The sequence below is a fragment of the Paenibacillus sp. QJM3NY_38 genome, from assembly GCF_056173265.1.
In genome coordinates this window covers 188330-213865 of record NZ_JBWBUJ010000002.1, presented here as the reverse complement: position 1 = coordinate 213865, position 25536 = coordinate 188330, and the positions used below count along the sequence as shown (strand labels likewise).

The window sequence follows — 25536 nt, the reverse complement described above, 5'->3', positions numbered from 1 at the left end:
CTGACAGGGAATCGCCACGAGTTAAGCTGTCAAAAAAAGAGTAAACTTCAAACCCAGAAGCCGGCGTTTACGAGTCTGACGAGTCTATTTGAGAGCATTCGCTATGATTTTATAACCAGAAGTTGTTATTGTTTTTCTGTTTCCTTTCTTCATCTTTTTTGCGCTGTTCATCCAACCATTTTTTCATCTCTGTATTAACTACGTTTCCATGATAATAATCATTAAAGTGATCTTTTGAGAGAAGACCTTGGTTTTCTACATTTAGGTTTTGATAGTAAGATGATGTCACTACAATTGGTGATGATGTTTCCTTACTCGCCTTAGAACACATCTTAGATGCCTTGTTAACAGCATCCCCCATGTAAACTACATCGTTTATCGTAGAACCGTTATATCCTGCTTTAATCATTAACACTCTTCCATATGCCACTCCTATACCAGCTTTTATTGTTGAGTAGCCCTTCTTTTCTAATTTATAATTTAATACATTTATTAGGCTATTTAGTCTAGCGGCGGTACTAAATACATCATCAATTTGTGATTTATACTGTGCCCCAAATATAGCAGATACACAATCGCCGACTATATTTATTTCTTTACAATTAGTATCTCCATTTATAATGGCAACAGCCTCACTTATGTAACTTCTGTAAATTTTTGCTAGTACTTTAGATTGGTGTCTTTCAGGTAATTTTGAAGAATCTCTTAAATCAATAAATAAAGAACTACATTTGACGTAAAATCCATTCGTGAATGTAAGCTCATCGCGGCTCGGTATAGTGTCTTTTTCTTCAAACGAACTTGAAGAATTTAATATATCATCAATACGTTCCCTGCTTTTTTCAAAGTTATAGATTTTATAATTAGATTCCACGATACCACTTCCTTTGTGCGTGTTGTATAATAAATTCTAACATACATATTACTTAATAACACTATATATGGTTTTAAATTCAATTGGGAGTCTATATATGGATGATAACAGTGAAAAAAAATCAATTTTAAATGGAACTTTAGATCGTATTTCTTTCTGGATAGGAAATGTAGATGCAAAAGCATCCTTTCTATTAAGCATTTCAGGAGTCATACTTGGTTTTATCTTATCGAATGAGTCTATAGAAAAAACAATGGAGACTTATTTATCCTATATATATTTCCATTTTGATTTTACTGATCTTAAATCTTGGATTTCAATTTTAAATGTCCTTTTCTTTGGATTGGCTATCTTGTTTATTTCATGGGCACTATGGGCTTTCCTTAATACTCTTAGAGGTAAAGTAGACAAGAAGAAAATTAGACAACGCGGTTTACACAGGAATTCACTTCTATTTTGGGGTGATATTGCAAATAGAAAATATAAGGAGTATTTAGACGATTTGACTAAGGTTTCTTTAGATCAACTCCAAAGTGATCTTAATTCACAAGTGTATGTTAATTCTTATATAACAACCATAAAATTTAGTATCTACAATAGTGGCATCAAGCGTATAAAGTATGGGGTGATTTTCCTAATTATTTTTAAACTGGTCTCTTTTATTCCGATATTTAAAGCATGATTTACTAAAACCGTGTTCACATTAGTCATGTTGCAAGGATGAGCAGGAAAGAAGTTAAAATCGGATGGAAGACTGTTGATTCCCTGTTGTACGAGGCTGTTCTCGTGAGGAGGCAAAAGATAATCTTTACCCAGATAACCAGAGTGTAATGAAAAAAATAGTTTATTTGAAAAAGATGTCGGTAATTCCGGCATTTTTTTATTCTAAAATTTTGTGAAATTCGACTTCCGTTATATGATTAAAGCAAATAGATGGAAAAAGGGAGATTTTACTATGGGTATACAGAAGATTTATCCAACCTGCCGAATTTGTGAAAAGCTCAACGATGAAATGACTCATTGTGCTGTATTCGGGCCGATTTCGCCGGATAATATTAATAATACCGCATTAGCCGGAGCTTGTGCTAAATCAGGTGATTATGTCAGATTGATTCATGCGCGGCCGAATGAATACAACTACGGTCATGGACCGGTAAAAACGGTTAATGAGCAAGATAATGAGGAATTGCTGGTTTTTGATGCAGCTGATGAAGCAGAAGGATTTAAAATCCAAAATGGTATTACCTTAGAGGAATGGGCCAGATTGACATTTGGAAAAAATAATAACTAGAGAAGTGTCAATAGGCACATAATCAAAATTATGTAAACAATGACCCGGATGAAGATTATTCGACCAACATATACCTGTAGGATTGTGAAAATTCACATGCTACCGTTATATGTAGGTGGTGAGTTTTTGATGGAGTTTGAACCTATGTTATTAGCAGATACAAAAGAAGCGTTTGAGGACGATCGATATATTGCCGAATTAAAGCTGGATGGCATCCGAGCGGTCGTAGAAGTCGATCATCACACGAGAATATATACGCGGCACAATAACGAAATCACTTTTAAATTTCCGGAAATCGTGAGCGGGGTTAAAGCTGCCGTCCCGAAAGGAACTGTGTTGGATGGCGAACTCATTGTATCGGATCCAGACGGTAAGCCCAACTTTGAAGCCATGATGCGCCGTTTCATGCAAAACCGTACTCCCGCTCCCTCGCCAGGTCTAACTTTCGTAGCTTTCGATATTTTGAAGAGATGTGGCGAGGATGTCCGCCGGCTGCCGTTAATGGACCGGAAAGAGTTATTGGAGCAAACTCTCCGAGAGAATGATCTGATCAAGAGGATTCGGTATATTGATCATAACTTCATCCCTTTTTACAGCGCTGTTGAGCGGGCGGCTCTGGAGGGCATTGTACTGAAACTCCGGAACAGCCGATATTATTCGGGGGCGAGGAGAGATGTTTGGCAGCGTGTTGTTTGCTACAGCCGGGAAACGGTCTTTGTCACCGGATATTCTCGAAAAAAACTAGCCTGGTCCATTGCCCTTAAGGAAGATGATCGTTTGATCCCGGTAGGGGTTGTTGAGTACGGTTTAACCGAGACGGTACGTAAGAGAGTGTTCCCGTTGCTGCAGCGTAAAATAATTCGAGAGACAAGAGATTTTGTCTTTGTCGAACCCCATGTACAGATAGGTGTTCGGTTTCGAAACTGGACGAGCACTGGAAAGATGCGTTTAGCTGTGCTGGAGTATGTCGTTTAAATACAAAAAAGAAGGGCCCGGTGGGTTCTTCTTTATTTTTTTATAGTATACAAGGAGCTTAGTATCCTTTAACAGCACATTAATGACACAGAAGGGATGTTATAAGTTATAATTTTGAGAAAACTATGTGATTTATAGAGAGGAAGAATCCATGACATCTGAACATACTATATCTACTGTTGGACAATACATAGACCTCATCAGAGAAAAGGATTACTATCATTATATTTTTAGAGGTCAAAATGAAGCCTACGGAGGCATACAAGCAAGTGGTTTTAGACCATATAAAGGTGGGTGGGAGTCAGATACTTTTTATGATATTGAGGGAATGAGGAAAGACTATTACAACAAAGTGATTAGGAAACTTTCACGAGATGAACAACGGCATTTCTTAGCCTTTTGTCAGCATCATGGATTACCAACAAATATTGTAGACTTCACGAGATCACCGCTAGTGGCATTATTCTTTGCCTGTAATGGAAAACAAGAATCTACTAATAGTGCTGAAATCTACTTGATCAATAATTGATATTACTGATTTACTTATAGAGTATAAGTATCAGAATTTTTTTGAGCTACTAGTAAAAGATAAAGATGTCCAAAGCATTATCCTTGAAAAGGTAGAAAAACTATTCATAGAGAATAAGGAATACATTGAAATTTGGATCGAGGATTTAATCAAATGTTATGAACAAAGTTCCGTGTTTTATGTTGATTTGAGTACTGGAAAGATTGAAAAGTATATTTATGACACTCTAGAAGAATATATAGATGGAATAAGAAAAGTAGGCCCGAAAAAAATTAGAGAATTTCTAGAAAACGAAAAAGAATCCAGTATTTATTTTATGACAGGCTCGTATGAATCAAAATCAGCTAAAACATATTTGGCATTATTAATAAATATTCTTGATATTTTAACGTCATATAAAGGGGGGATGGACATTAAATTGGATATTTATTTTACTTACCAGCCTCCAGATTTATTCGATAGGATCACTAATCAGAAGGGATTGTTTATTTACCAACCTTATCTCTATGAGGTAGAGGAGGTTTATAACTATGGCGTATTGAATTATCAATCTATTGTTCCAGACATAACCATTGAAGTTGAAAATAGTGAAACAATCCTTGAAGAGTTAAATTTTTTAGGTGTAAATTTGGAAAGCATCTATGGCGATTTTGATAATATAGCAAAATCTATAAAGTATAATAATGATTTGATTATGTATAAGAAGAAAAACCTATCAAAATAGGATGTCTTTCAAACGGAGTGCTGTTAATCTTGGAATATCTAGGTGTCGGATAATACCATAACTTGCTATAATATAAATAGGACAAAGTGCGGTGGAGCGATCACGGATGTAGCCTCATGATAAAGGAGGTGACGCCTGTGATCGCGCTAGACATTCTGAAGGGTATTGCAGCAGTCTTAAGCATTGTGCTCAGCCTGCGGAAGTTATACCGGTGGACACGTCGGAAGCCAAACAAAAGAAAGACCACCTCTTAGCTTCCCGGCTAGGTGGTCTTTCGCAAAAGGATAGAACAAGCACATACCGTGGACATTCCACAGCCTTTGTTCTTTAGAGCCTTAACCGTTGGAGCGGTTTGGGCTCTTTTTAATTATTATAGGTACTTACCAATCGGAAAATACCTAATGATATCGTATATACAGCGTATATATGATATCTATCTCATACATCCATAATACCACAAAGTGTTTAGTTTTATGAATAAATTAGTATTCAGTTTTTTGAATACACGCGAAACTTATCAAAGGGGACCAGGATTGATGAAGTATGAATACAGGGCGACTACTTTCGAAACATGACTGCATATCAACATTCGTGTTTTCACTAGGCGTGTTTGCACGGTTATTCCCTCCCATCGACCATTCCCCGCTTCATTTCCTTCCACCGCCTATCGTCCTCACCAATCTGCCGTTCGGTCGGCTGTTCCACCCTAGAGATATATCTTCATGATTAACTTTTGACCTCCACAGTCCCACAGCTGGCTCCCGCTCCTTTTTTTTATCCGGATATTCGTAATCCTTCGACGATTTTGATGTATCTTGTTTTCGGATCCCTACATTGTGGGTTTGGACACCTTTTCAACCCGGTTTTCGCGCAGCGCGCGGCCCCCCCGGCGGTCGGAATTCTGCAGCTGAATTCGGATTAAGTAGCAGAGTTTAAATCTGCAACTAAGTACGTACATAGCAGAAGAATAAATACGGATTAAGTAGCAGATTTAAATTTTGCAACTAGATTCGAAACTAGATACAAGAGGAGTAGAAGGATGGTATAAAAGGGGCTGGATGTGAGAGTGCGACGTATGATGGGGAGAGGGAAAGGGGTATCCGTGCAAACACGGATAGTAAAAACACGCTTTGTGTCTGAACTTCTCTCATGATACAATTAATTAATGAGTAAATCATACTTTGTTTAAGGTGGCGTTTGAATGAGAATTTCAACACGGTGCGCTGTTTGCGAAATCCTAGAAAATGACTATGAATCTTATTTCATGTTTGACATCACTGATGAAATCATAATTCAGTCTGTTACTTGTCCTAAAGGGCACCCCAGTGTATTGATACTAACCCACCAAAGGTTCGAGCTGCTTTTTGACATGGGACTACACGCATTGAATGATGGTTACTACCGTGAAGCCGCAACCAATTTTGCTGTCGCTGTTGAACGTTTTCATGAGTTTAGTATTGAGGTCATGACAGCTGCATATTTATTAAACAACTGTGAAAAACCCGATGGGGGAAACAGCTTCAATTCCCAATACTTAACCACTTGGAAGAAAATGTCCCAGCAATCAGAACGCCAACTTGGAGCGTATATGATGTTATATCTGCTTTCTTTTAATAAATCCCCTGATATGTTAAGCAATAAGGCTACACAATTCAGGAACGAAGTAACCCACAAAGGAACTTTTCCAAGTAAAGAGAGAGTAATGGAATACGGAGAAACCGTGTTTAACTATATTAAAGATAAGCTCGAAGAGCTCCGCAACACTTTTCCTGAAGCGTTTGAGTATGTTAGCCAAAAGCAGTTAAATCAGGCACTAGAGCAAAATGCTGACGGTGTTCTCGTTCAAATCAATCAAACCGCATCCTTTAACATCGACGAGGAGACAGGGGAGTTATTGCATAATTCTTTTGAAGAAGCCCTTTTTACCTGCTCAAAGTTTCAATTCTTAAAATCTGAACCGGTTTAGAGTTATTCATAGAGAATGACTACGCATACACATGGTACATTTAAAGTGATAGCGATCATTTATCGGCCAATAGAAAGGAGAATCTTCTATGCCTAGAGACGATAATCCCATTGAAAAAGAAGGTACACTTGGTTACGTCATTAAAGTGCAGCAGGTGATTGATTTCGTAGTATTATCAGAACTTCAGGACGGTAAACAGCTTTATGTCAGTGAACTGGATAAGAAAATCGCAGCTGTCCTGGGCGGAATCGGTGTTAACGATTCATACCTTAGCGCGAGGCTAAGGAAACTAGCTGAGAATGGACATGTTATTCGAGAATGGGGGAGCGATGATCGGTATAATCGCTACTATAGCATCACGGATTCAGGTAACGAATATTTGATGCAGATGTTGCGGGATCTACCGGAGCGGGTTCGGCTGGCGCGGAAAGTATATTCGAACTTCGAAAAATACATAGCGCGATACAATTAATGTAAACCCCATAAGTAAAAGTGGCCGTGAAGTAAGAGAAGAATTCTTGGGGAGTGAAAAAATGGACGAGCTGAGTTACTCTGAAATTATTCTTCGATTGAAGGAATCGTTTCCACATGGTACTGTGAAGTTTCGATCCGATAACAGTAAAGCCTATATACCGAATCAAATCTATACGGATAGGCTGGAGGCTGCCACGCAAGGAAAGTGGAATAAATCGATAAAAGACATTGAAATCAACCTTGAACATCTATATGTAAAGGTCATAGTCACGGTTACGATCGGTGACTACAGTCGTGACGGATACGGTTTAGCATATATCGATAGCGATAGCAAAGGGCGCCCTAAAATCTCCAATACACTAGATCAAGCTGCTGCCAGTGCATTTGTCGATGCCTTAGACACTTGGCAGATGGGTTGGAGGGACCTTGCGCCACATAATAAGATGGATTGGGGAGGTAATCCAGGTATTCGGCACCTATTGGACAGCGATACGTCTATAGAGGGGCAGAACCAGGTACGTTTGGCAAATCCTAATCATAAGGTTGAGCGAAAGTGCATTATGGCTGGTTGTAATAAGGTGTTAAGTGCGGATGAGTGGGACTTGCTAAAGCAGGTACCGAATCTCAATAGAAACAAGATGGTGTATTGTTTTGATCATCTACCGGATCATTATAAGAGAAAGATCCCTGAGCAGTATCTCAAAGCCTTTTTACGCGAGTAGCTCATGACCTTACTCCATTCCCGTCACGGAAATAAGAACATCGGACAGTGAAACCTTAATTTTTCCGATTGATCCTTCAAGAACAATAACAATCTTAAATATAGATATAAATATCGTAAATTTAACATATAACAGTAATAAACCGTCATAAAAACTGCTGTAAATAGGCCGATGTTCAAAATGAACATGGCCTATTTATTTTCACCAGATTTAGCTTGTGAGGGGGTACGACCGAGGTACTTGTAAAAAAGGGTCATAGCATGGATTTTTTTTACATTTACAACCCTTTTTAATCTGTAGGGTAGGGTGGGGTCAGAAAAGTGCGGTTGTTGGTAGGATCCTAATAGGGGTAGTGTCATTGTCGCTACTCCTATTAAGGAATACTTAAACTAAATCACAAATTAAAGAAGAAACACATCTTAAAAAATGAGCATTGAACCTTTGCATAATAAGCAAAAGTCCTTTAAAATTTGTTAGCCGGGTAGAAAATGCTATAATGCTCTTATAAAAAAGAATGGATGCAAAATAGTTTAGGTAAGTTCTAAAACGATTTCTTTTATTCTTCGACAAACAGGCCAGATTCGTAATTTCTCAAGAGAATAATACAAGTCGCTGTAGGGGTTTTTGTGTTTTTTCACTTATGATCACTTTGATATACAAGACCTATTTCATCTCTCACTTTATCCAACACTTGTATCGTGGTGTATGAATTTTTATATGAGTTAGTATCAGACTCTGTTTTTCCTCGGTTGATTAATTCAATAAATTCTTTCACTTCGTAATACATAGCTGGATGAGATTGGTCGACTGTTAATTGTTCAACCGTGCCGTCAGTGTAGTGAATTTCTACTTTTTCAGCCGTATGAATCTTATCAATCATGATACTTCCTTTTTCGCCTTGAATTTCGCTTGGTAAATAAGAGTTCGTTATTTTGGAATACATCACAATCGCATCTTTATCATCATATTTTAAGATGACGCTACCTTCACCATCCACACCCGAATCAAGCATAATGCCAGTTGCCTTCACTTCTTTTGGTTCACCAAATAATGTAATAAGTGGATACAAACAATAGACACCAAGGTCCATTAATGAACCGTTCGCAAACTCTGGATTGAAGGCATTAAGGACAATTCCTTCTTTGTATTTATCATAACGAGATGAATACTGACAATAGCTTGCAAAGTATCTACGGATAGGACCAATTTTATGTAAATTATCTTGAATGACCTTGAAGTTTGGAAGTAATGTTGATTTCATTGCTTCCATTAATAGGGCGTTATGATCTTTTGCGGCTTGAATCATCCTCGCTACTTCGGTTGCATTAACAGCCAGTGGCTTTTCACATAACACATGTTTGCCATTTTGCAAAAATAAAATAGCTTGTTCTGCGTGATATGAATTGGGAGTAGCAATGTACACCGCGTCAATTTCTTGACTAACTGCCATTTCTTTTAGGTTTGTAAATATTTTTGTTACTCCATATTTACTTGCAAATTCTTCTGCTCTACTAATCGTGCGAGAATAAACAGCAGTTAGTTTAAAATCTTCTACATCATTTGCTGCTTCAAGTAATCTTTCTGTAATCCAATTAGTACCGATTACGCCGAATCGAACCATTTATTCAACCTCATTCCTTTGTTTTATAAAACGAAGAGTTTTGTTTACTACACTTATGAAGCGTTTTTCATCGCCAATAGGATTTTATTTTCCCATAAAAAAACTTATATAGACATGGGGCCTACCAGTGAAATATTGGTGATAACCCAAATAGGGCTCATACTGTGAGTGATGGCTAAATTCTTGGCTGTGCCCCACCCAATAATGATCTCTGATCCGGCCATAGAAGGGACTGAATCAGAGGCTATTTTTTCTTTCCTGTATGGACTGTGTTATTTGTAATATGCAGTAAAGACCGCAATTCATAAAAGAAATAAATGCGGTCTTTACGATGTTTCCATATTTTTTAAAGTGTACTCTATTCGAGATTGGCATGTTTGCCGTACATTTTAGTAGAGTCTAAGCCTTTTTTTTCCATAAAACGCAAGATCAATGCATCATAAAATAATAACATCGTTTGCTCAAAAAGTGACCCCATTGGTTGTATGGTCTTATATTCACTTTCAGATTGATCTTTCGGTGATCCAGGCAATTTAATGATAATATCAGCTAATTTTCCAATCGTGGAGTCAGGGGAAATCGTTACAGCTGCGACCGTCCCACCTAAACTTTTTGCTTTTTCAGCGATTGAAACCAAGGTTTTCGTTTCACCTGAACCTGAACCGATGATCAACAAATCACCTTTTTCTAAATTTGCTGTTACAGTTTCACCGACTACATAAGCATCGATCCCCATGTGCATCATTCTCATCACGAAAGATTTGCCCATAAATCCAGATCTGCCCGCACCTGCAACAAAGATTTTTTTGGATTCCAGAATCTTATTAACCAACTTCTCTGCTTCTTCGTCAGAGATTAAGTCGACTGTCCGACTTAATTCTTGAACGACTTCAGCTAAATATTGAGTAGTTTTCATAGTTATAATTAACCTTGTTTAATTAATTCTTGCATTTTAGCTGCAACTGCTTTTTTATCGTCTTTGCTTGTGATACCGCCACCTACGATGACAAGATCTGGTTGTACTTTAATCACATCTGGAAGTGTTTCTAATTTGATTCCGCCTGCAATAGCAGTTTTCGCATTTTTTACAACGCTCTTAATGGTTGCAAGGTCTTCGAAAGAATTTTTTCCTACAGCTTGAAGGTCATAACCTGTGTGAACGCAGATATAATCTACTCCTAGTTCATCCAGTTCTTTCGCACGACCTTCAATGTCTTTAACTGCGATCATATCAGCAAGGATTTGTTTACCTTGTTTTTTTGCTTCTTCTACAGCACCTTTAATGGACTCGTCTTCAGCTGTACCAAGAATGGTGATGATGTCAGCGCCTGCTGCAGATGCTTGGCTAACTTCATATCCAGCTGCATCCATGATTTTAAGGTCAGCTAATACAGTTAAGTTAGGGAAGGCAGCTTTCACTTCCTTTACTGCTTTAAGGCCTTCATTAATCACAACCGGCGTGCCGATTTCTACAACATCTATATGATTTTCTACTTCTTTCACCAATTCAATGGCTCCTGGAATATCTACAAGATCTAATGCTAATTGTAATTTCATTTATTACTCGCTCCTTATATAATAGTATATTGTGCCGTATAGCTTTCTTTTGCACAGTGTTATTGTATCCAATTGATAGCTATTTACTAACGGTATGATACTCAGTATACTGGGTATGTTACTAAATTAAAAGTATGCACTTTTTTATCATATAGTAACAAAAAGTATACTATTGGACATAATAAGGGTTGGAGGTTAAATGAATGCCGAATCTTGGGGAAAAAGTGTTTAATTGTGAAAAAGAATTGACTCTTTCGATTATTGGTGGAAAATGGAAAATGTTGGTATTGTGGCATCTAGGAAAAGAAGGAACCAAACGTTTTGGTGAACTAAAGGCCCTCATGCCGGGTATCACTCAAAGAATGCTTGTTAATCAATTGCGCGAACTTGAAGACCATTTGATTGTTCATCGTGAAGTCTATCCTGTCGTTCCACCAAAAGTTGAATACTCACTCACTGAGTATGGAAGAAGTCTGATGCCTATTCTGGATGCTATGTATGACTGGGGTAAAGATTATATTGAGAATGTATTGGAAAAAGAAACAGAAAACAAATCGTCTATTCAGTAGAAAAAAGAGTTTCTCCTAGGGGTTCGAAAAAGTGTAAAAAAGTTCATATACTAACAAACCACGGTTAGCTATCTTAATAAAGATGCTGCTTCATTTTTTTATTCCAACGTCTAGAATTTACAAATTTTAAAAGCGCAGATTTTTAGATTTATTTTAACTGTTCTCTCAAAGATTGTGGCTATTGCGCACGATTTAGGTAGTTGAAAAGGCGTACATCTGATAACAGATTAGTACGCTTTTTCCATCTCATTTTTAATGTCAAATCGGGAGTTGAACTGGAGTAAACGCCCTATTTAGTTAAATAGAACTAAAAATAAAAAAAAAGTATATTAATTTCTTCAATGGGTATTATAAGAGTTATATGAATTTATAATAGGAGGTTTTACTTGTGAAAGCAGTTACTTTTCAAGGTTCCAAGGATATGCAGGTGAAAGAAGTTCCAGATGCGAAGCTTCAACAAAAAGACGATATTGTTGTGCGCATTACATCAACAGCGATATGTGGGTCTGATTTACATATTTATCAAGGTGCCTTGCCAGCTGAAAAAGATTATGTAGTTGGCCACGAGCCCATGGGTATTGTAGAAGAGGTCGGACCAGAGGTAACAAAAGTGAAAAAAGGGGATAGAGTGGTCATCCCATTTAACATTTCATGTGGAAGCTGTTACTATTGCCAGCATGATTTGGAGAGCCAATGTGATAATTCTAACCCAAATCCAGAAGTTGATACAGGCGGATATTTTGGATTTACGGAGCGTTACGGGAATCATCCGGGTGGACAGGCTGAATATTTGCGTGTTCCCTATGGAAATTTTATGCCTTTCGTGATTCCTGAATCTGTTGAACTTGAAGATGAAGCATTACTGTTTATGTCTGATGTACTGCCAACTGCTTATTGGAGCATTGAAAGTGCAGGAGTGAAAAAAGGGGATACAGTTGCCGTGCTCGGCTGTGGACCCATTGGTTTGATGGCGCAAAAGTTTGCCTGGATGAAAGGCGCAAAAAGAGTCATTGCCGTCGATAATCTTCCCTATAGGCTTGAACGTGCCAAAAAAATGAACAATGTTGAGATTTTTAATTTTGATGAATTTGATGATATGATTTCTATGGGTTCCCATATTAAAGAAATTACAAGTGGCGGTGTAGATGCCGTCATTGATTGCGTAGGGATGGATGGGAAAAAAACACCAATCGAAGCTGTCGAACAAAAGATGAAGCTTATTGGCGGAACCATCAGCCCGATCGAAATCGGTATGAGTGCTGTGAGAAAATTTGGAACGCTGCAGCTGACGGGGGTCTACGGCTCTAAATATAACCAGTTCCCTTTAGGAAACATATTTGAAAGAAATGTAAAAATAAAAATGGGTCAGGCACCAGTCATCCATTACATGCCAATGCTCTTTAAAATGATTACGGAAGGAGAACTGGATCCAACAGAAATCGTCTCTCATAAATTGCGTCTAGACCAGGCGAGTGAAGCCTATCAAATCTTTAATGATCACGAAGATGGGTGTGTCAAAGTTGTTCTCAAACCCTGACCTTCCCAAAAAGTTATAACCATGTTTTTAACAATGAAGAACATTAAAAGCCCCGTTGGTAAAAGTGTAATTTTACGAACGGGGCTTTTTTATGCAAAAACAGCTATTTTAACTTTCGTTTAAGTCTAAAATCATTTTACGGATTCTCTAATTAGGGAATCGATTTTTTTAATTAGGGGTACAGCCAACATTTCGCATAAAACATACGTTAAGCACATTTCGACATAGAAAAAACTCATTTTCTATACGCTAAGCCCATCAAGAATGTAATGAAACTTATTTTCGACCTATTAACTGAACATAGATAAGTGAATGAGTTATTGAACATCAACAAATGAGGAAAATCCTCATAAACCCTTTTGTTAGAAGGTGTTAAGGAACTCAAGGTTATCTGAACAAATTCCTTAGCGTATGTTTTTCGCTTTTCGTTGGTAGGACCCCAATTACGGCGAATAAATGGTGTCAAAACTCAACAGGCTTGAATTCTGGTTTAACTTGGAATAGGGGTACCGTCAGCAAAACGCGGATTTACAACGTTAAGGGGATCTGGATACAAAAATAGCCAATTTTCACCACGTTAAGGATGTAATCGGCTTTAGAACTATTATTGATTTAAAGACCGCAATGATTCTAAGTTGGTAACTCCTTTTGGATCGAAGCGATACTCTCCAAGGAAGTTGATATGTTCCCATCCTAATGGTTATATATGCTTTAATAAATCCTCCCGTAACATTCCTTTACTTTGAAGTAATTCGGTAGCTTTGCCTAGATAAACTGTATTCCATACACTAATTGCATTAATCAAGATGTTCAAAGCACTTGCGCGTTGCAATTGATCCTGCAGAGCACGTTCTCTCAGTTCTCCATGTTTTCCAAAGAAGATGGATCGAGCCAGAGCATTCATGGCTTCTCCTTTGTTTAACCCACGTTGGATACGGCGGCGCATCGATTCGTTTGAGATGTAATCTAGTATAAAAATCGTCTTTTCGATTCTTCCCATTTCTCTAAGTGCCTTAGCAACCTTATTTTGCCGAGCATAAGAACCAAGTTTACCCATAATGAGGGCACCAGAGGCTTGCCCCTCCCGAATAGAATGTGCCAGACGCAAAACATCATCATAATTTTTACGTATAACCTTCATATGGGGTACAGTCAGGAAAATGCGGATTTACAACGCTAAGCCCATTTCCCCGACTATTCCCCCAGTTTTAACAACGTTAAGAAAGTTTCAAGGGTCTTAAAGAATCTAACGAGACCATTTTCTCCGAATTAAAATGGTATTCTCCAAGTAAATTAATATGTTCCCAACCTAGAGGTGACATATGGTGCAATAATTCTTCATTAAAACTACCTGACCGTTTTTGATATTCAACTGCCTTTGTTAGATGTAAAGTATTCCAGATACTGATGGCATTAATGATTATATTTAAGGCACTGGCCCTTTGCAATTGATGCTGTATGGTTCGTTCCCTAAGCTCACCTTGTTTTCCAAAGAAAATAGCCCTTGCCAATCCATTCATGGCTTCTCCTTTATTCAATCCTCGTTGTATTTTTCTTCTTAATGATTCATCCGATATATAATTCAAAATAAAGATCGTTTTTTCTATTCGGCCCATCTCACGTAAGGCGGTAGCTAAGCTGTTTTGTCTTGAATAGGAACCTAGTTTCCCCATAATAAGGGATGCTGAAACTGTTCCTTCCCTTATAGAATGAGCTAATCGCAAAACATCTTCATAATTTTCTTTAATGACCTTTGTATTTATTTGTCCACGTAAAATGGCTTCTAATTTTGGAGATTCGCTTGCTTTATCTATTGTAAATAATTTTGAATCTGATAAATCTCTTATTCTTGGAGCAAATTTAAATCCTAATAAATGAGTCAATCCGAAAATTTGGTCTGTGTAACCCGCAGTATCTGTATAATGCTCTTCTATGTTTAAATCCGTCTCATGGTGCAACAAACCATCCAAAACATGAATCGCATCCCTTGAATTAGTATGAATGATCTTTGTGTAGTAAGAAGAAAATTGATCACTAGTGAAACGGTAGATGGTGGCTCCTTTCCCCGTTCCATAAACTTGGCTTTTCTTCAAATTCAGGGGATTTTGTTCAACAATTAAAGCTCTGGCTAGGAGATACTGCACAAAAAGTAGATTTAAACTACCCTGATAACGGCCAGGTAATCATTAATGAAAATGGAGAACCAACGTTGAGAAAAATAATGAGAAAAGAACAACCTCAGACAAGTAAGGCGTTAGAGGTAGTTATTTCTCAACGGTTACCTGAACGAAATGTCTTAGATATTCTTTGTAATGTAGAACATTGGACAAATTGGACACGGCATTTTGGACCATTATCTGGTTCAGATCCTAAGCTTGAAAATGCAATGGAACGTTATATCATTACTTCTTTTGGATACGGATGTAATTTAGGACCAACACAGACTTCTAAGCACATGAAAAAAGCAGTAACCCCACACATGATTTCATTTGTAAATCGGCGACATATTAATGCATCTAAAATAGACGAAGCTATTCGTAATATTTTAAATCAATACAATCAATTTAGTTTGCCTAGACTATGGGGTGATGGAAAAACGGCTGCTGCAGATGGAACAAAATTTGATCTCTACGAAGAAAACTTAATCTCTGAATACCACATTCGATACGGAGGTTATGGGGGGATTGCATATCATCATGTTTCAGATACTTATATTGCACTCTTTAGTCACTTCATTCCATGTGGAGTTTGGGAAGCAGTTTATATTATTGATGGTTTGCTGAAAAATAAATCAGACATTCAGCCCGATACGTTACATGCTGATACGCAAGGTCAATCAACGCCTGTTTTTGCACTTGCACATTTATTGGGGATTAATTTAATGCCTCGTATTCGAAATTGGAAGGATTTAAAATTTTACAGGGCTGATAAGGACACAAAATATCACCACATTGATCAGTTGTTTAGTGATACCGTTGACTGGGACCTAATTGAAACACACTGGCAAGATCTGCTCCAAGTGGTTCTTTCTATAAAAGCTGGTAAAATATTACCCTCTACACTACTTAGAAAACTAAGTAACTATAGTAGAAAAAACCGATTATATCAAGCTTTTAGGGAATTAGGAAGGATTGTAAGAACTGTATTTTTGCTTAAATATATTTCTGATATAAAACTAAGAGAGCAAATTGGTGCTAGTACAAACAAAGTCGAAGCATATAACGGCTTTTCCAAATGGCTATTTTTTGGTGGCGATGGGATCATTTCAGAAAATGATCCAGAAGAACAAGAAAAGCGAATTAAATATAATGATTTAGTTGCCAACGCAGTAATATTCCAAAATGTATGTGATATAACACTTATTTTGTGGGAACTTTCTAAAGAAGGCTATGTATTTTCAAAAGAAGATATTGTCATGCTTAGCCCTTATCTGACTAGGCATATAAAACGTTTCGGAGACTATATGATCGATTTAGAAAATATTCCACAACCAATCGAGGGAGATATTCCTGTATAGTATATAAGAAAGTAAAGAGCAAGAAAGGGTTATAAATGGTAAACAATACCATACTATGACCCTTTTTTACATGTATCTCGGTCGTACCCCGTGAGAAGAATAATTGAAATTAATTTGATTTTTTGTGGCCATATAGTACTATATTAATATATTAATTAATATATATACATCAATCCAAGGAGGTTTTTGTGGAAGAATTTATTCAGCGTGCGCTTGGAGCCGGTGGCCACCTCTCCAAACTTGTGAAAGGATACTCGCCGCGCCCACCACAAATGCTTATTTCGAATAAAGTAGGGGCCGCACTGGAGGTTGAAAGGCACCTTTTGGCTGAAGCCGGCACTGGCACAGGTAAATCACTTGGTTATTTAATTCCAGCAGCCAAGTGGGCTGTAGAAAATAATAAAACCGTCATTGTTTGTACTCATACGATCCCGCTTATGACTCAAATCGTAAATGTAGAGCTCCCACGCGTACAACAGATACTGAAAATGGAGCATCAGAACTTAAAATACCAGCTCGTGAAAGGAAAATCTCATTACGTTTGCTATTCCAAACTAGAGAACCTATGGCAGGAAACACTTCGAAGTATGACGGAAGAATCCAAAACCGTGCAGAAAATATTCAAGAGGGTCACGCGAGAGCACGTAAACGACCGTACCGGCCTTGGATTCGATGTTGAAGATAGCTTGTGGAACAAAATTTCAGCAAGCACCTGCCCGGCAATCAATAAGCCGGAGTCCTGCCTACTTGAAGAGTTAAAAGAGAAGATGCATAAATCACATATTATTGTCACCAACCACGCTTATTTCTTCTCTGACCTTGCTATACGAAGGAAGACTGGAAATGGTTCGCTTCCAAACTATGACGCCGTTATTTTTGATGAAGCGCATGAAATGGAGGACGTCTGCTGCCAGATTTTCGAAAAATCTGCTGATGTGAACCGGTTTGAATCTTTATTCGAACATCTATTCCGTCGAGATTTCTTTACAGAATTAGATCTTCGTACGCAGCTCATGTTTTCTCAGATTCGCCAGGACATTCAGTCAAAACTCGATCAGGTATATGCTGAGGTCGGAAATGGAATGCAAAATAAAGCGTATCAACTCCTTCATGAAAAAATCAATGTTGCTGATGTTTGCTCTTTGATAAAGGAATTCATTGATAAGCTAAAGAGTCTGAACGTCAAGGGCGCCTCGGATATTCTGGACAAGCTCTTCGAGTGCAATGACGATCTGGATTTTATAAGTAGTAATTCCAAGCGTTCCTGGGCCTACTGGGCAACTGTTCGTGGTCGTGATCACATCACACTACATGCAGCTCCACTTTTTCCTAAAGTCATCTTAGCTTCAAGCTTGTTCGAAAAGGTTCCCGTCATCTTAACCAGCGCAACCATGTCCAATGGGGGGAAATTCTCCTTTTTTGCAGGTCGAGTGGGGGTGAAGGAATATGATTCTGTCCTTGTTTCGAGTCCCTTTGATTACTTGAACAAGACGATGATCATTGTTCCCGATGATGCACCGGATCCAAATAGCCAGGAATTTAACCGGTACACGGCGGAGAAGTTGGAGGAAATCACAATGTATACCGGCGGCCGCATGCTTGTTCTATTTACAAGCTTTGAGGCAATGAACCAGGTCGCTCGTTCTTTTCAGAATTATTGCAGCGAGGTAGGTTACCATCTATTGGTCCAGTATCCTGGCTGTAACAGAGAGGAACTGATCCAGCATCTTAAGAATGAGCCGCGAACGATCGTATTTGGCTCTTCAAGTTTCTGGACTGGAGTCGATGTGGCTGGAGATGCCCTTACCGCTGTCGTGATCCCCAGATTGCCGTTTCCACATCCAGACGACCCATTGATCAAAGCCCAAATCGAGCTGCTGGAGAAAGCCGATCGTAGTAGCTTTTTCGACTACATGTTCCCCAAAATGATTTTTAAGCTAAAGCAGGGTTTCGGGCGGTTAAATCGCTCCGTTTACTGTCAAGGGGCCGTGATTATCCTCGACAATCGAATGAGGACCAAACGATACAAAGGACTTATCATTAAATCACTGCCAAAATGTCAGTACTCATCAACCGTATCCGATTTGGTACACATTCTACCGATTTAGTAGAAAGGAGCTGGTACTTATGATGGGGAGAGCTCATTTTGTAATTAGTACGGGACTATCCGTGTCTGTACTTGGACTAACCGGACACGTCATTACACTTCCCGTTGTTGTCGTTGCCGCGCTGAGTTCGTTGTTACCTGATATCGATGAACCAAACTCTCTGTTAGTATCAAGAGCTATTCCAAAACCAGTGATTCGAGTATTTCAACTTTTGTTAGTGTTGGCCGCTGCTGGCAGTTGCTTTCTTGGAAGGGCAATTACCCCTTGGAATTTTGTGGTGGCACTGTTCATAATGACATTCACGATGCTGCCTAACCGGAGATTAAAGAATGTGATCATGTTCCTAGCAGGTATCGGACTTCTTACACTTGGCGAACAGTTCACACCCTGGCACTATATCGCTGGAGCAATCTTAATCATTGTGCCTTTCCTTCGGCATCGAGGATTAACACATACTCTATATGGATTAACCGGCTGGACTTTAATCTTATTTTTTTCAACGGGCGACCGCTCAATTTGGTTAGCTGGATGTTTATCCTATATGCTTCATATTCTTGCTGATGCATTAACGAATCGTGGTATTCGTATTCTACCCCCATTTCAATTCGTCTTAAGGTTTCGAATTATGAGTACAGGAACATTTAAAGGTACCCTGATCGAATACCTTTGTATGGGGGCAACTGTCGGTGTCGTTTGGTTTACTTTTTTTATAGATTCCCACCTAACTGGAGGTTAAAGTATGAGTTTAGTTATGAAATTCAAAAACGCAAATTTGAACCAAGTTTTTCAGGAGATTAAGGATACATACAGACTGTCATCACGAGAAATTGAAGTGGTAGAGGCTCTGGCCATCCATGGCGAGAATAACCGGGATCTCGGTTGTCGGTTGCGCATCCGCGAGCACACATTAAAAAATCATATGACCAGCATACTACATAAAACCAAATTAAGTTCGGCTCGAGAACTTCAAGCTCTGATCCTTAGAATGATGCTTTTGAGTTATGCAAACTCTGTTTATATTGGAGATCTTAGAGTAAAAAGGTTATTCTGAATATAAAATGAATATACCGGTACCGTTGGAGAGTGGGAGATAAACCATAAAGATTTAGAGGCTGGAATTAGTGGCGGTACGTCGTGGAATGTAATTTTGAACTTCGTCAAAAGCCGAATTCGTCAAATAGCGATCGATCCAATGCCAGTGTTTTACCAATCACTCATAAAAGAATGTAGCTACACAACTGGTTTTGGATTAAATTATGACACTATTTCACAAGATATTATCAATCACCTACATAAATTTACAATTTATGTAATACAGGTATACCTTCATGTTGAAAAGACAATCCTAATTGAATAGAACCGTAATATTAGGAGGAAACATGAAAAAGACAACAATTATTATCGCTTGTTTGGTTGTTCTTCTGGTAGGTATTCCAACAGCATATGCTACTCCACTTCAGGTCAAAGAATCGGATTCCAAAAGAAGTCAAGTGAACTTCAAACCACTTTACCCAAAAGTTCCAAAGGAATGGGAAGTAGTTAATAAAAAGCTTGATGGAACATATGTCATTACTTATTTGTCTGACAAGGATTCAGTACTTAGCATTTCAGAAAGTAATTTTACAGGAGAAGAAGTAAATAAATCTGACACTACTGAGGTTATTAGTGAAGGGAAAATAAACTACTATTACAGTCCATACAGAAATAGATCAGGTGGAAATTTGACATGGGTTAAGAATGACATTCTTTTTGAAATGAACAGTGCATATTTCGACCGAGATTTAATGATGAAGTATGCGAGAACGATAATGTAGTTTGTACAAACAGATAAAGGATGCCCTCGTGTGGGCATCCTCTATTTATTTTATTGATATGCATATCCATCTACTGTGATCCAGAAACCTCCGTCACAATCATTATTGGTGTGAGATTCAAGTACTACATGATAAGTTCTCCCCGGAATGGCGTTACTCACATCAAAACTTTTTCCCGATACATCCTCAGTAAACGTTCTGCTGTATTTTACTTCTCCTGTATTAAAATCAGTAATTCTCATAGTAAAATATGCAGATTCATTGGCGTGAACACCAATCATTTGTAAGTCAGTAATTTGGAAAGTAGTGACCCCAGAGTTAGTATACACGCTCGCGCCATCAAAATCCCCGATGTTTCGTGGTCTTACCCAATAAGGACCCCATTTTTTAACTGCTTTGGTCTCAAATTTTGGAGTTGAATTTTCAACTTCCGTTACCACAAGTTCAGAAGTCACAGATTCTGAGGATTCAGCAGCATATGACGGGGTTAAAGTGGAGAAAAAAAGCAAAAAAGTAAAGAAAAGTGAATAGGCGAGTTTGTGATTTCTAGAGAAGATAGACATGGATAATACCTCCTAAATTACAATTTATTCCTTACAAACCCAAATATACCCTTATTTAAGCAAGGTGCACATAGGAATAAATCACCATTTATGCGCGATTATTGTCGATAGGCTTTGGGCTTCTTTCTGGATCAAATTATGAAATGGTATATAATTGTATCATCTTCAATGATAGGAACACTTCACTCGAATCTCTCAGTGTGTTATACTTTCACTATTACGAGTAACTGAGTATTTTTCTTTACCGTCTATAATTCGGTGAAGAGAGGGAGTAGCGGCAATTTGCCGTCAAAAAATCAGGCTTACAATAAGCCGTTGGAAACTAGAGACAACCGTTGGTTTGTCTTTTTTTGTTTCCAACGGCTTTTTTAATGCCCAAAACAAGGAGGAATAGAAATGCGTATCAACCTGGATATTCTCAAAGAGATCCTACCATGCCCCCCATTGAACCAAGTCCCATCGGTGGGGCAGAGCAACATCACACCACCTTCAATTGGACTGTTCCGTGCGATTGAGGCAGCACATGAGTCGGACAACAGCAAGGATGTTGACTGGAATTCATTTTCGCTTGCAGATGCTGAGGAGGCATTAGAGCATGCAATGAATTATGAATCCTATGAACACATTGAGGAAGGCACTGACAATGTCAACAAAGACAATGCCATTCACCAATACTTGCACAGTTGTAATCTTATTGCCGTACTTAAACGGTCTGCCCCTGAAAATCGAGTCTCGGAAGTTCAATTTTTTTGAAGGGTGGTTTAGAAAATGGAGAAATCCTACTTCTGTTCCGAGCAGATCGGACAAATGCAGGCAACCTACGATGCTCTTGTCATGTTGAAGATGATTCACGATGCAGGGTGTGATATCGTGAATCAACCAATCAATTACTATTGTTATGATTGGGGAGATCAATATCCTATCTTCATCACTTGCATTAAACGAGCATTTAGCGATGTAAGGAAGACGTACGAAGGATTAAATCAACACTGGGAGGAAGTGAGTACATATCGGATCTCGTTTCCGGAAATGGCTCTATTTTTCGCTATCGTTGATAAAGAGAAAAGTGATCACTATGCTGCTAAGTTCAACAAAATGCTGAAGCAGGAATGCCAATTTCTCGAATTCAATATGGATGGATTAGTAGCCACTTCCTGCATCCATATTACCCTAACCGGCTTCTATGGCATTCTGTCTCCATTTCTTAAGGTTTTGTTGAACATACGGCAAGAGGTACAGCAAGTTATTCGTGATTATAAATATCAAATCCAAAACGGTGCACGTAATGTTTTATTGTTAAAACAGGTCCAAGAGAGGATTGGATCCGTTCCAGACGTTGGCAACGGTGAAAAGACAGATATCGTTTTTGCAAAGATCATGGAATATCTTCATGCTGATTTGATAATGGAGAGTAAAGACGCATTAACTTTCGATATGATGCTGACAAGACTAACCCATGTTCTTAACCAGGAGACCATAAATAGGAAGGATGAAGTTGCATGAGTCAGGTGCTCACAGTTCACAGTGACGAAGGTAGGACGGGAAATGAATTGGTTATCCGGATTCGGGATCATTACGCACTTCCGATCGTTGAGGAATATACCAACGGCGTGAAGGTCGGCGAAGGAATATACACCCACGAGGCAGTCGCCGGTGCGATCCTGCAGTCGCTTGAAACCGGAATGGTACGAACACCTGTTATGCCAAGAGGCTCACTCCACTATGTTGAACTGACAAAATCTCGGAGGTTTGTGTTCCTGGAAGTGTCCCCTCATACCAGGAAGGCATTTTATCATGAAGCCACCTTGGAGGACGTTCCTTTTCCGAGACTGGTATTCGGCTTTGAACTTCAGGTACGTGAAAAGAAATGGGCAATCGTCCATGTATATCTTGCGGCATTGGAAGACCAAATCATTCCTAATGAGGAATCGATGGTCTTTTTTTATCCTTACACAAACGTTCAAAATAACTATCAAGTTTGCTGGGGTGGACAGCAGTTGCCGGATATAGAGCGATTCTCGCAACTCTCTACATTTCCGGAATTGTTCTTCAACTCTCCGAACTCGGACTGTTACTACCTGGACGCCAATAAAAGCAAGATGAGTTATCGGGAACTGGTGACCAAGATCAAAGGTCGAGATTTTCCGCAAGAATATCTCGCACCTACAAACCTTACGCTTCAGGAATGGTTTAATCGCATCGTTGGTTTGGAAGTGTAGGCACTAGGCTCAATAATAATAGACAATAGGAGGAATAGAAATGGCGAACGATTTTTTTGGTCAGAGTGATCTTTTTTCTTACTTTGGTGGTAACTTTGTAGATCCTCTTCAACAAAACGATGAGAAAAATGGAATACAAGCGGAAGGATCGTCGGAAACGGGAACCACAGGTTTGACGGAATCAAAGGAAAGTGATCTGCCAGGTAGCACAGTGCCCGCTCCGGCCGAAAATAATCAGGGCATTAAGAATTCATCCAAGTTAATCTCCCTGGAGCAGCACAGGGGGAAGGAAGGACGCGAAAAAGAATCTTCCCCCGCTCCAGATGCCTGTACTGATGCCAATAATTCTGTGGCGTCTGGTGGAAATAATGACACTTTAGATGAAGAGGAGAGAGAGGCTTTAAAAGAGGAAGGAGATGAGGAGCGCGAAGCGGACATGCGCGAGCTCGCCGGCGAAAGCGGGAATACTTCAATACCCAAATCAGACATCAAAACGCCGTCGAACACAGCTAAGAAAGAAGTGAAAAAGCCTGTTTTTAATCAAACCACTTTCATTTGTTACTCAGGTCTAAACCTTTCGATCACAAAATTCTTCTCCGTGGACAAGCTGGCAACACTTGAACTCGAAGAAGTCCGGAAACGGCTTGAAAAAGATTATCCCGAGCTATCGAAACAACGGACTAAAATGGAATGGGACGAGAAAAAGAATATCATCGTTCCAATGGTAACCGGTGGAAAAAAGGGTGCATATTTCATTAATGGTACCCGTGGCTTTTATTCATCCGCCAAAGAACTAATCGAGCACCAGGAGCCTATAAGCTACCTGGCTGCTCAAGATGGGTATTATGAAATACGCGAAAATCCAATTGGAGTCTTTATAGGAAAGTCTTCTTTTGAAGAACTATGTGACTGGGAAGGTTTCGAGAAATTTGATGCTGAATTGCCTATGTCTGAATATCGAGAGCTATGTCGATCTAGCTTCAAATTTAAGTTACCAAGGATCCCTACGCAGCTTCTTGCTCAACTTGTTTCCTTTTTTATGGACTATACAGAATATAATGTCGAGGTCATGGGTGTGTTTTATTTTGATATTGTACATGAGAGATACATCCTGGATGTCCCTTATCAACGCGTGACCAAAACTTCGATTGATCCGAATTACACCTTTTTTCCCGGGCATATGATCAAAGTTGCCGAGATCCACTCGCATAACACAATGCTAGCGGATTTCAGTTCGATCGATGATAACGACGAAGTCGGGACTATGCTGTACGGGGTGATCGGTAAAATTCATAGAGGGCAAGCAGGCAAAGTGTTCTTTGATATCCGAACGCGGGCTGGAATGGCTGGAAAGTTTATCCCTCTTGACCCTCAGGTTTTTATTGAGGGGGATCTGAGAAGCCATCGTTTCAACAATCAGATGGACTTCGTAGAATATCCCAATGACTGGGTTAATAAAGTGAAATTCGTATAAAAAGGAGACAATAAATATGGTCAATCTTCTTAAGCTGACTCCTACATACAAATCTCTATACTACTACATCGTACTGATTGGTGCAGGTGGTAATGGTGGGTATACAGTGCAACGTCTCACGAAAATGATGAGTGCGTTCTCGGAAGTAAGCTCCTTTCTTATGATTGCCGATCCGGATACCGTGGAACAAAAAAACATTCTACGGCAGCCATTTATATCTTCAGATATTGGACTTAAAAAATCCGAGGTTCTGGCCAAGCGATACGGTGGTACTTATGGGCTGAAACTGGGATCATATCCAGAATCTTATGTTGAGTCGGTCGAGCAAATAGAAAAACTTTTCTCCTTAACGGATTACCGACACAAGAGAACCCAATTAATCCAAAAGGTGCTTATAGGAGCAGTAGATAACGATTATTCGAGGAATATTATGAACGAATATTTCAATCAAACGGACGATATCATCTACATTGATGCCGGCATCGAGGGAGTATTTCTTCCTGCAGATGGCCGACCTCAAGACCAATGGACAAGTGATGAATTTGAAAGACATGTTGAGAGTGGATATTCAGGTCAGGTTGTCGTAGGGCTCAAGAAAGAGGGAAGGGTGATCTTGCCTCCACTGAACGAGGTATACCCAATCAATGCTCAAGACGCAATCCCTCCATCTCACAACTGCGGCACTGAACCGTATCAACCACAACGTATGATTGCGAATGAGCATGCTGCCATGCATATTGCAACAGTTATGAACGAGCTCTTCGCCTCAAATACCATTCATGTTCACGTATCAAATTTTTCTGCGAGAACTGGTGGTTGTCGTCCTATCTTTGTAGATGAAGTGCTAGATCTAGAATCACTGAGCAATAAAGATCAAGAGACCTCTTAGTTCAAATTAGCGGGGAAGAAGAAATTCTTCCCTCGCTAATCCATAAAATATTTTAGGAATAATTGACGAGATTTGTCCTTTTTGCTATAAATATAGTATTACATGCTTTTCAG

The 25536-nt window shown here is 38.9% G+C and carries 24 protein-coding genes and 3 pseudogenes; 20 read left to right on the top strand and 7 right to left on the bottom strand.

What is annotated here, in order from left to right; translation table 11 throughout:
- Positions 1-109: 109 nt before the first annotated feature.
- Positions 110-874, bottom strand: a complete 765-nt coding sequence (locus AC0VZ8_RS34745) for an adenylate/guanylate cyclase domain-containing protein (protein WP_475487878.1) — start codon at positions 872-874, stop codon at positions 110-112.
- A gap of 97 nt (positions 875-971) precedes the next feature.
- On the opposite strand from AC0VZ8_RS34745, the gene AC0VZ8_RS34740 reads away from it, so the two are divergent.
- The 8 genes from AC0VZ8_RS34740 (at position 972) to AC0VZ8_RS34705 (ending at position 7555) form a co-directional block, all read left to right on the top strand.
- Positions 972-1556 (top strand): Pycsar system effector family protein, encoded by a 585-nt coding sequence (locus AC0VZ8_RS34740; RefSeq protein WP_475487877.1) that lies wholly within the window; start codon positions 972-974, stop codon positions 1554-1556.
- A gap of 273 nt (positions 1557-1829) precedes the next feature.
- Positions 1830-2165 carry a hypothetical protein gene (locus tag AC0VZ8_RS34735; RefSeq protein ID WP_475487876.1) on the top strand — a complete coding sequence of 112 codons (336 nt, stop codon included), beginning with the start codon at positions 1830-1832 and terminating at the stop codon, positions 2163-2165.
- Positions 2166-2309: 144 nt separating this feature from the next.
- On the top strand, positions 2310-3140 hold the full coding sequence (locus AC0VZ8_RS34730) for an ATP-dependent DNA ligase (RefSeq protein WP_475487875.1): 831 nt from the start codon (positions 2310-2312) through the stop codon (positions 3138-3140).
- A gap of 151 nt (positions 3141-3291) precedes the next feature.
- The gene (locus AC0VZ8_RS34725; protein ID WP_475487874.1) at positions 3292-3669 is read left to right on the top strand and encodes an FRG domain-containing protein; all 378 of its coding nucleotides are present in this window, start codon (positions 3292-3294) and stop codon (positions 3667-3669) included.
- 172 nt (positions 3670-3841) lie between these two features.
- Positions 3842-4393, top strand: coding sequence for a hypothetical protein (locus AC0VZ8_RS34720; RefSeq protein WP_475487873.1), 552 nt, complete (start codon positions 3842-3844; stop codon positions 4391-4393).
- A gap of 1201 nt (positions 4394-5594) precedes the next feature.
- The gene (locus AC0VZ8_RS34715; protein ID WP_475487872.1) at positions 5595-6359 is read left to right on the top strand and encodes a hypothetical protein; all 765 of its coding nucleotides are present in this window, start codon (positions 5595-5597) and stop codon (positions 6357-6359) included.
- A gap of 88 nt (positions 6360-6447) precedes the next feature.
- Positions 6448-6831, top strand: coding sequence for a PadR family transcriptional regulator (locus tag AC0VZ8_RS34710; RefSeq protein ID WP_475487871.1), 384 nt, complete (start codon positions 6448-6450; stop codon positions 6829-6831).
- A 61-nt stretch (positions 6832-6892) separates the two neighbouring features.
- On the top strand, positions 6893-7555 hold the full coding sequence (locus AC0VZ8_RS34705; protein WP_475487870.1) for a hypothetical protein: 663 nt from the start codon (positions 6893-6895) through the stop codon (positions 7553-7555).
- Between the two features lie 634 nt (positions 7556-8189).
- Here AC0VZ8_RS34705 and AC0VZ8_RS34700 read toward each other — a convergent pair.
- The 3 genes from AC0VZ8_RS34700 to hxlA form a co-directional block, all read right to left on the bottom strand.
- The gene (locus AC0VZ8_RS34700; RefSeq protein WP_072526549.1) at positions 8190-9176 is read right to left on the bottom strand and encodes a Gfo/Idh/MocA family protein; all 987 of its coding nucleotides are present in this window, start codon (positions 9174-9176) and stop codon (positions 8190-8192) included.
- 358 nt (positions 9177-9534) lie between these two features.
- Entirely contained in the window at positions 9535-10092 is a 558-nt protein-coding gene (gene hxlB / locus AC0VZ8_RS34695; RefSeq protein ID WP_031538337.1) for a 6-phospho-3-hexuloisomerase, read from the bottom strand.
- 8 nt (positions 10093-10100) lie between these two features.
- Positions 10101-10733 (bottom strand): 3-hexulose-6-phosphate synthase, encoded by a 633-nt coding sequence (hxlA, locus tag AC0VZ8_RS34690; RefSeq protein ID WP_031538336.1) that lies wholly within the window; start codon positions 10731-10733, stop codon positions 10101-10103.
- Positions 10734-10936: 203 nt separating this feature from the next.
- On the opposite strand from hxlA, the gene AC0VZ8_RS34685 reads away from it, so the two are divergent.
- Together AC0VZ8_RS34685 and AC0VZ8_RS34680 are read left to right on the top strand one after the other, a co-directional pair.
- Positions 10937-11302 (top strand): winged helix-turn-helix transcriptional regulator, encoded by a 366-nt coding sequence (locus tag AC0VZ8_RS34685; protein WP_031538335.1) that lies wholly within the window; start codon positions 10937-10939, stop codon positions 11300-11302.
- A gap of 388 nt (positions 11303-11690) precedes the next feature.
- Positions 11691-12839, top strand: coding sequence for a zinc-dependent alcohol dehydrogenase (locus tag AC0VZ8_RS34680; RefSeq protein WP_090727731.1), 1149 nt, complete (start codon positions 11691-11693; stop codon positions 12837-12839).
- Positions 12840-13443: 604 nt separating this feature from the next.
- On the opposite strand, the pseudogene AC0VZ8_RS34675 reads toward AC0VZ8_RS34680, so the two are convergent.
- A pseudogene (locus tag AC0VZ8_RS34675) lies at positions 13444-13983 on the bottom strand (Tn3 family transposase); the annotation flags it as partial.
- Between the two features lie 73 nt (positions 13984-14056).
- Positions 14057-14914, bottom strand: a pseudogene (locus tag AC0VZ8_RS34670) (transposase); the annotation flags it as partial.
- Here AC0VZ8_RS34670 and AC0VZ8_RS34665 point away from each other — a divergent pair.
- From AC0VZ8_RS34665 to AC0VZ8_RS34645, 5 genes and pseudogenes are all read left to right on the top strand, one after another.
- Positions 14914-16356 (top strand): annotated as a pseudogene (locus AC0VZ8_RS34665) (transposase); the annotation flags it as partial. The pseudogenes AC0VZ8_RS34670 and AC0VZ8_RS34665 sit on opposite strands and share 1 nt — an antisense overlap.
- A gap of 188 nt (positions 16357-16544) precedes the next feature.
- Positions 16545-18464, top strand: coding sequence for an ATP-dependent DNA helicase (locus AC0VZ8_RS34660; protein ID WP_475487869.1), 1920 nt, complete (start codon positions 16545-16547; stop codon positions 18462-18464).
- A 19-nt stretch (positions 18465-18483) separates the two neighbouring features.
- A complete protein-coding gene (locus AC0VZ8_RS34655) occupies positions 18484-19200 on the top strand; it encodes a metal-dependent hydrolase (RefSeq protein ID WP_475487868.1) in 717 nt (238 codons plus the stop codon).
- A gap of 3 nt (positions 19201-19203) precedes the next feature.
- Positions 19204-19515, top strand: a complete 312-nt coding sequence (locus tag AC0VZ8_RS34650; RefSeq protein WP_475487867.1) for a LuxR C-terminal-related transcriptional regulator — start codon at positions 19204-19206, stop codon at positions 19513-19515.
- 328 nt (positions 19516-19843) lie between these two features.
- Positions 19844-20278: a hypothetical protein gene (locus tag AC0VZ8_RS34645; RefSeq protein ID WP_475487866.1), complete on the top strand. Its 435-nt coding sequence runs from the start codon at positions 19844-19846 to the stop codon at positions 20276-20278.
- Between the two features lie 50 nt (positions 20279-20328).
- Here the strand turns inward: AC0VZ8_RS34645 and AC0VZ8_RS34640 are convergent, their stop codons facing one another.
- A complete protein-coding gene (locus AC0VZ8_RS34640) occupies positions 20329-20841 on the bottom strand; it encodes a hypothetical protein (protein WP_475487865.1) in 513 nt (170 codons plus the stop codon).
- A gap of 396 nt (positions 20842-21237) precedes the next feature.
- On the opposite strand from AC0VZ8_RS34640, the gene AC0VZ8_RS34635 reads away from it, so the two are divergent.
- The 5 genes from AC0VZ8_RS34635 to AC0VZ8_RS34615 are packed head-to-tail and all read left to right on the top strand — an operon-like array spanning position 21238 to position 25423.
- Positions 21238-21594 (top strand): hypothetical protein, encoded by a 357-nt coding sequence (locus AC0VZ8_RS34635; RefSeq protein ID WP_475487864.1) that lies wholly within the window; start codon positions 21238-21240, stop codon positions 21592-21594.
- A gap of 15 nt (positions 21595-21609) precedes the next feature.
- A complete protein-coding gene (locus AC0VZ8_RS34630) occupies positions 21610-22344 on the top strand; it encodes a hypothetical protein (protein ID WP_475487863.1) in 735 nt (244 codons plus the stop codon).
- Positions 22341-23060: a hypothetical protein gene (locus AC0VZ8_RS34625; RefSeq protein ID WP_475487862.1), complete on the top strand. Its 720-nt coding sequence runs from the start codon at positions 22341-22343 to the stop codon at positions 23058-23060. Before AC0VZ8_RS34630 ends, AC0VZ8_RS34625 begins: the two co-directional genes overlap by 4 nt.
- 40 nt (positions 23061-23100) lie before the next feature.
- The gene (locus AC0VZ8_RS34620; protein WP_475487861.1) at positions 23101-24534 is read left to right on the top strand and encodes a hypothetical protein; all 1434 of its coding nucleotides are present in this window, start codon (positions 23101-23103) and stop codon (positions 24532-24534) included.
- 16 nt (positions 24535-24550) lie between these two features.
- Positions 24551-25423: a ThiF family adenylyltransferase gene (locus AC0VZ8_RS34615; RefSeq protein ID WP_475487860.1), complete on the top strand. Its 873-nt coding sequence runs from the start codon at positions 24551-24553 to the stop codon at positions 25421-25423.
- The last annotated feature ends 113 nt before the right edge of the window (positions 25424-25536 follow it).

Bases quoted from the DNA above. Each gene is read 5' to 3' on its own strand.
- AC0VZ8_RS34685 (WP_031538335.1), top strand. From the start codon at position 10,937: ATGCCGAATCTTGGGGAAAAAGTGTTTAATTGTGAAAAAGAATTGACT.
- AC0VZ8_RS34625 (WP_475487862.1), top strand. From the start codon at position 22,341: ATGAGTCAGGTGCTCACAGTTCACAGTGACGAAGGTAGGACGGGAAAT.
- AC0VZ8_RS34630 (WP_475487863.1), top strand. From the start codon at position 21,610: ATGGAGAAATCCTACTTCTGTTCCGAGCAGATCGGACAAATGCAGGCA.
- AC0VZ8_RS34650 (WP_475487867.1), top strand. From the start codon at position 19,204: ATGAGTTTAGTTATGAAATTCAAAAACGCAAATTTGAACCAAGTTTTT.
- hxlB (WP_031538337.1), bottom strand. From the start codon at position 10,092: ATGAAAACTACTCAATATTTAGCTGAAGTCGTTCAAGAATTAAGTCGG.
- AC0VZ8_RS34730 (WP_475487875.1), top strand. From the start codon at position 2,310: ATGTTATTAGCAGATACAAAAGAAGCGTTTGAGGACGATCGATATATT.
- AC0VZ8_RS34715 (WP_475487872.1), top strand. From the start codon at position 5,595: ATGAGAATTTCAACACGGTGCGCTGTTTGCGAAATCCTAGAAAATGAC.
- AC0VZ8_RS34655 (WP_475487868.1), top strand. From the start codon at position 18,484: ATGATGGGGAGAGCTCATTTTGTAATTAGTACGGGACTATCCGTGTCT.
- AC0VZ8_RS34615 (WP_475487860.1), top strand. From the start codon at position 24,551: ATGGTCAATCTTCTTAAGCTGACTCCTACATACAAATCTCTATACTAC.
- AC0VZ8_RS34705 (WP_475487870.1), top strand. From the start codon at position 6,893: ATGGACGAGCTGAGTTACTCTGAAATTATTCTTCGATTGAAGGAATCG.
- hxlA (WP_031538336.1), bottom strand. From the start codon at position 10,733: ATGAAATTACAATTAGCATTAGATCTTGTAGATATTCCAGGAGCCATT.
- AC0VZ8_RS34640 (WP_475487865.1), bottom strand. From the start codon at position 20,841: ATGTCTATCTTCTCTAGAAATCACAAACTCGCCTATTCACTTTTCTTT.
- AC0VZ8_RS34620 (WP_475487861.1), top strand. From the start codon at position 23,101: ATGGCGAACGATTTTTTTGGTCAGAGTGATCTTTTTTCTTACTTTGGT.
- AC0VZ8_RS34710 (WP_475487871.1), top strand. From the start codon at position 6,448: ATGCCTAGAGACGATAATCCCATTGAAAAAGAAGGTACACTTGGTTAC.
- AC0VZ8_RS34700 (WP_072526549.1), bottom strand. From the start codon at position 9,176: ATGGTTCGATTCGGCGTAATCGGTACTAATTGGATTACAGAAAGATTA.
- AC0VZ8_RS34725 (WP_475487874.1), top strand. From the start codon at position 3,292: ATGACATCTGAACATACTATATCTACTGTTGGACAATACATAGACCTC.
- AC0VZ8_RS34740 (WP_475487877.1), top strand. From the start codon at position 972: ATGGATGATAACAGTGAAAAAAAATCAATTTTAAATGGAACTTTAGAT.
- AC0VZ8_RS34635 (WP_475487864.1), top strand. From the start codon at position 21,238: ATGCGTATCAACCTGGATATTCTCAAAGAGATCCTACCATGCCCCCCA.
- AC0VZ8_RS34645 (WP_475487866.1), top strand. From the start codon at position 19,844: ATGAAAAAGACAACAATTATTATCGCTTGTTTGGTTGTTCTTCTGGTA.
- AC0VZ8_RS34735 (WP_475487876.1), top strand. From the start codon at position 1,830: ATGGGTATACAGAAGATTTATCCAACCTGCCGAATTTGTGAAAAGCTC.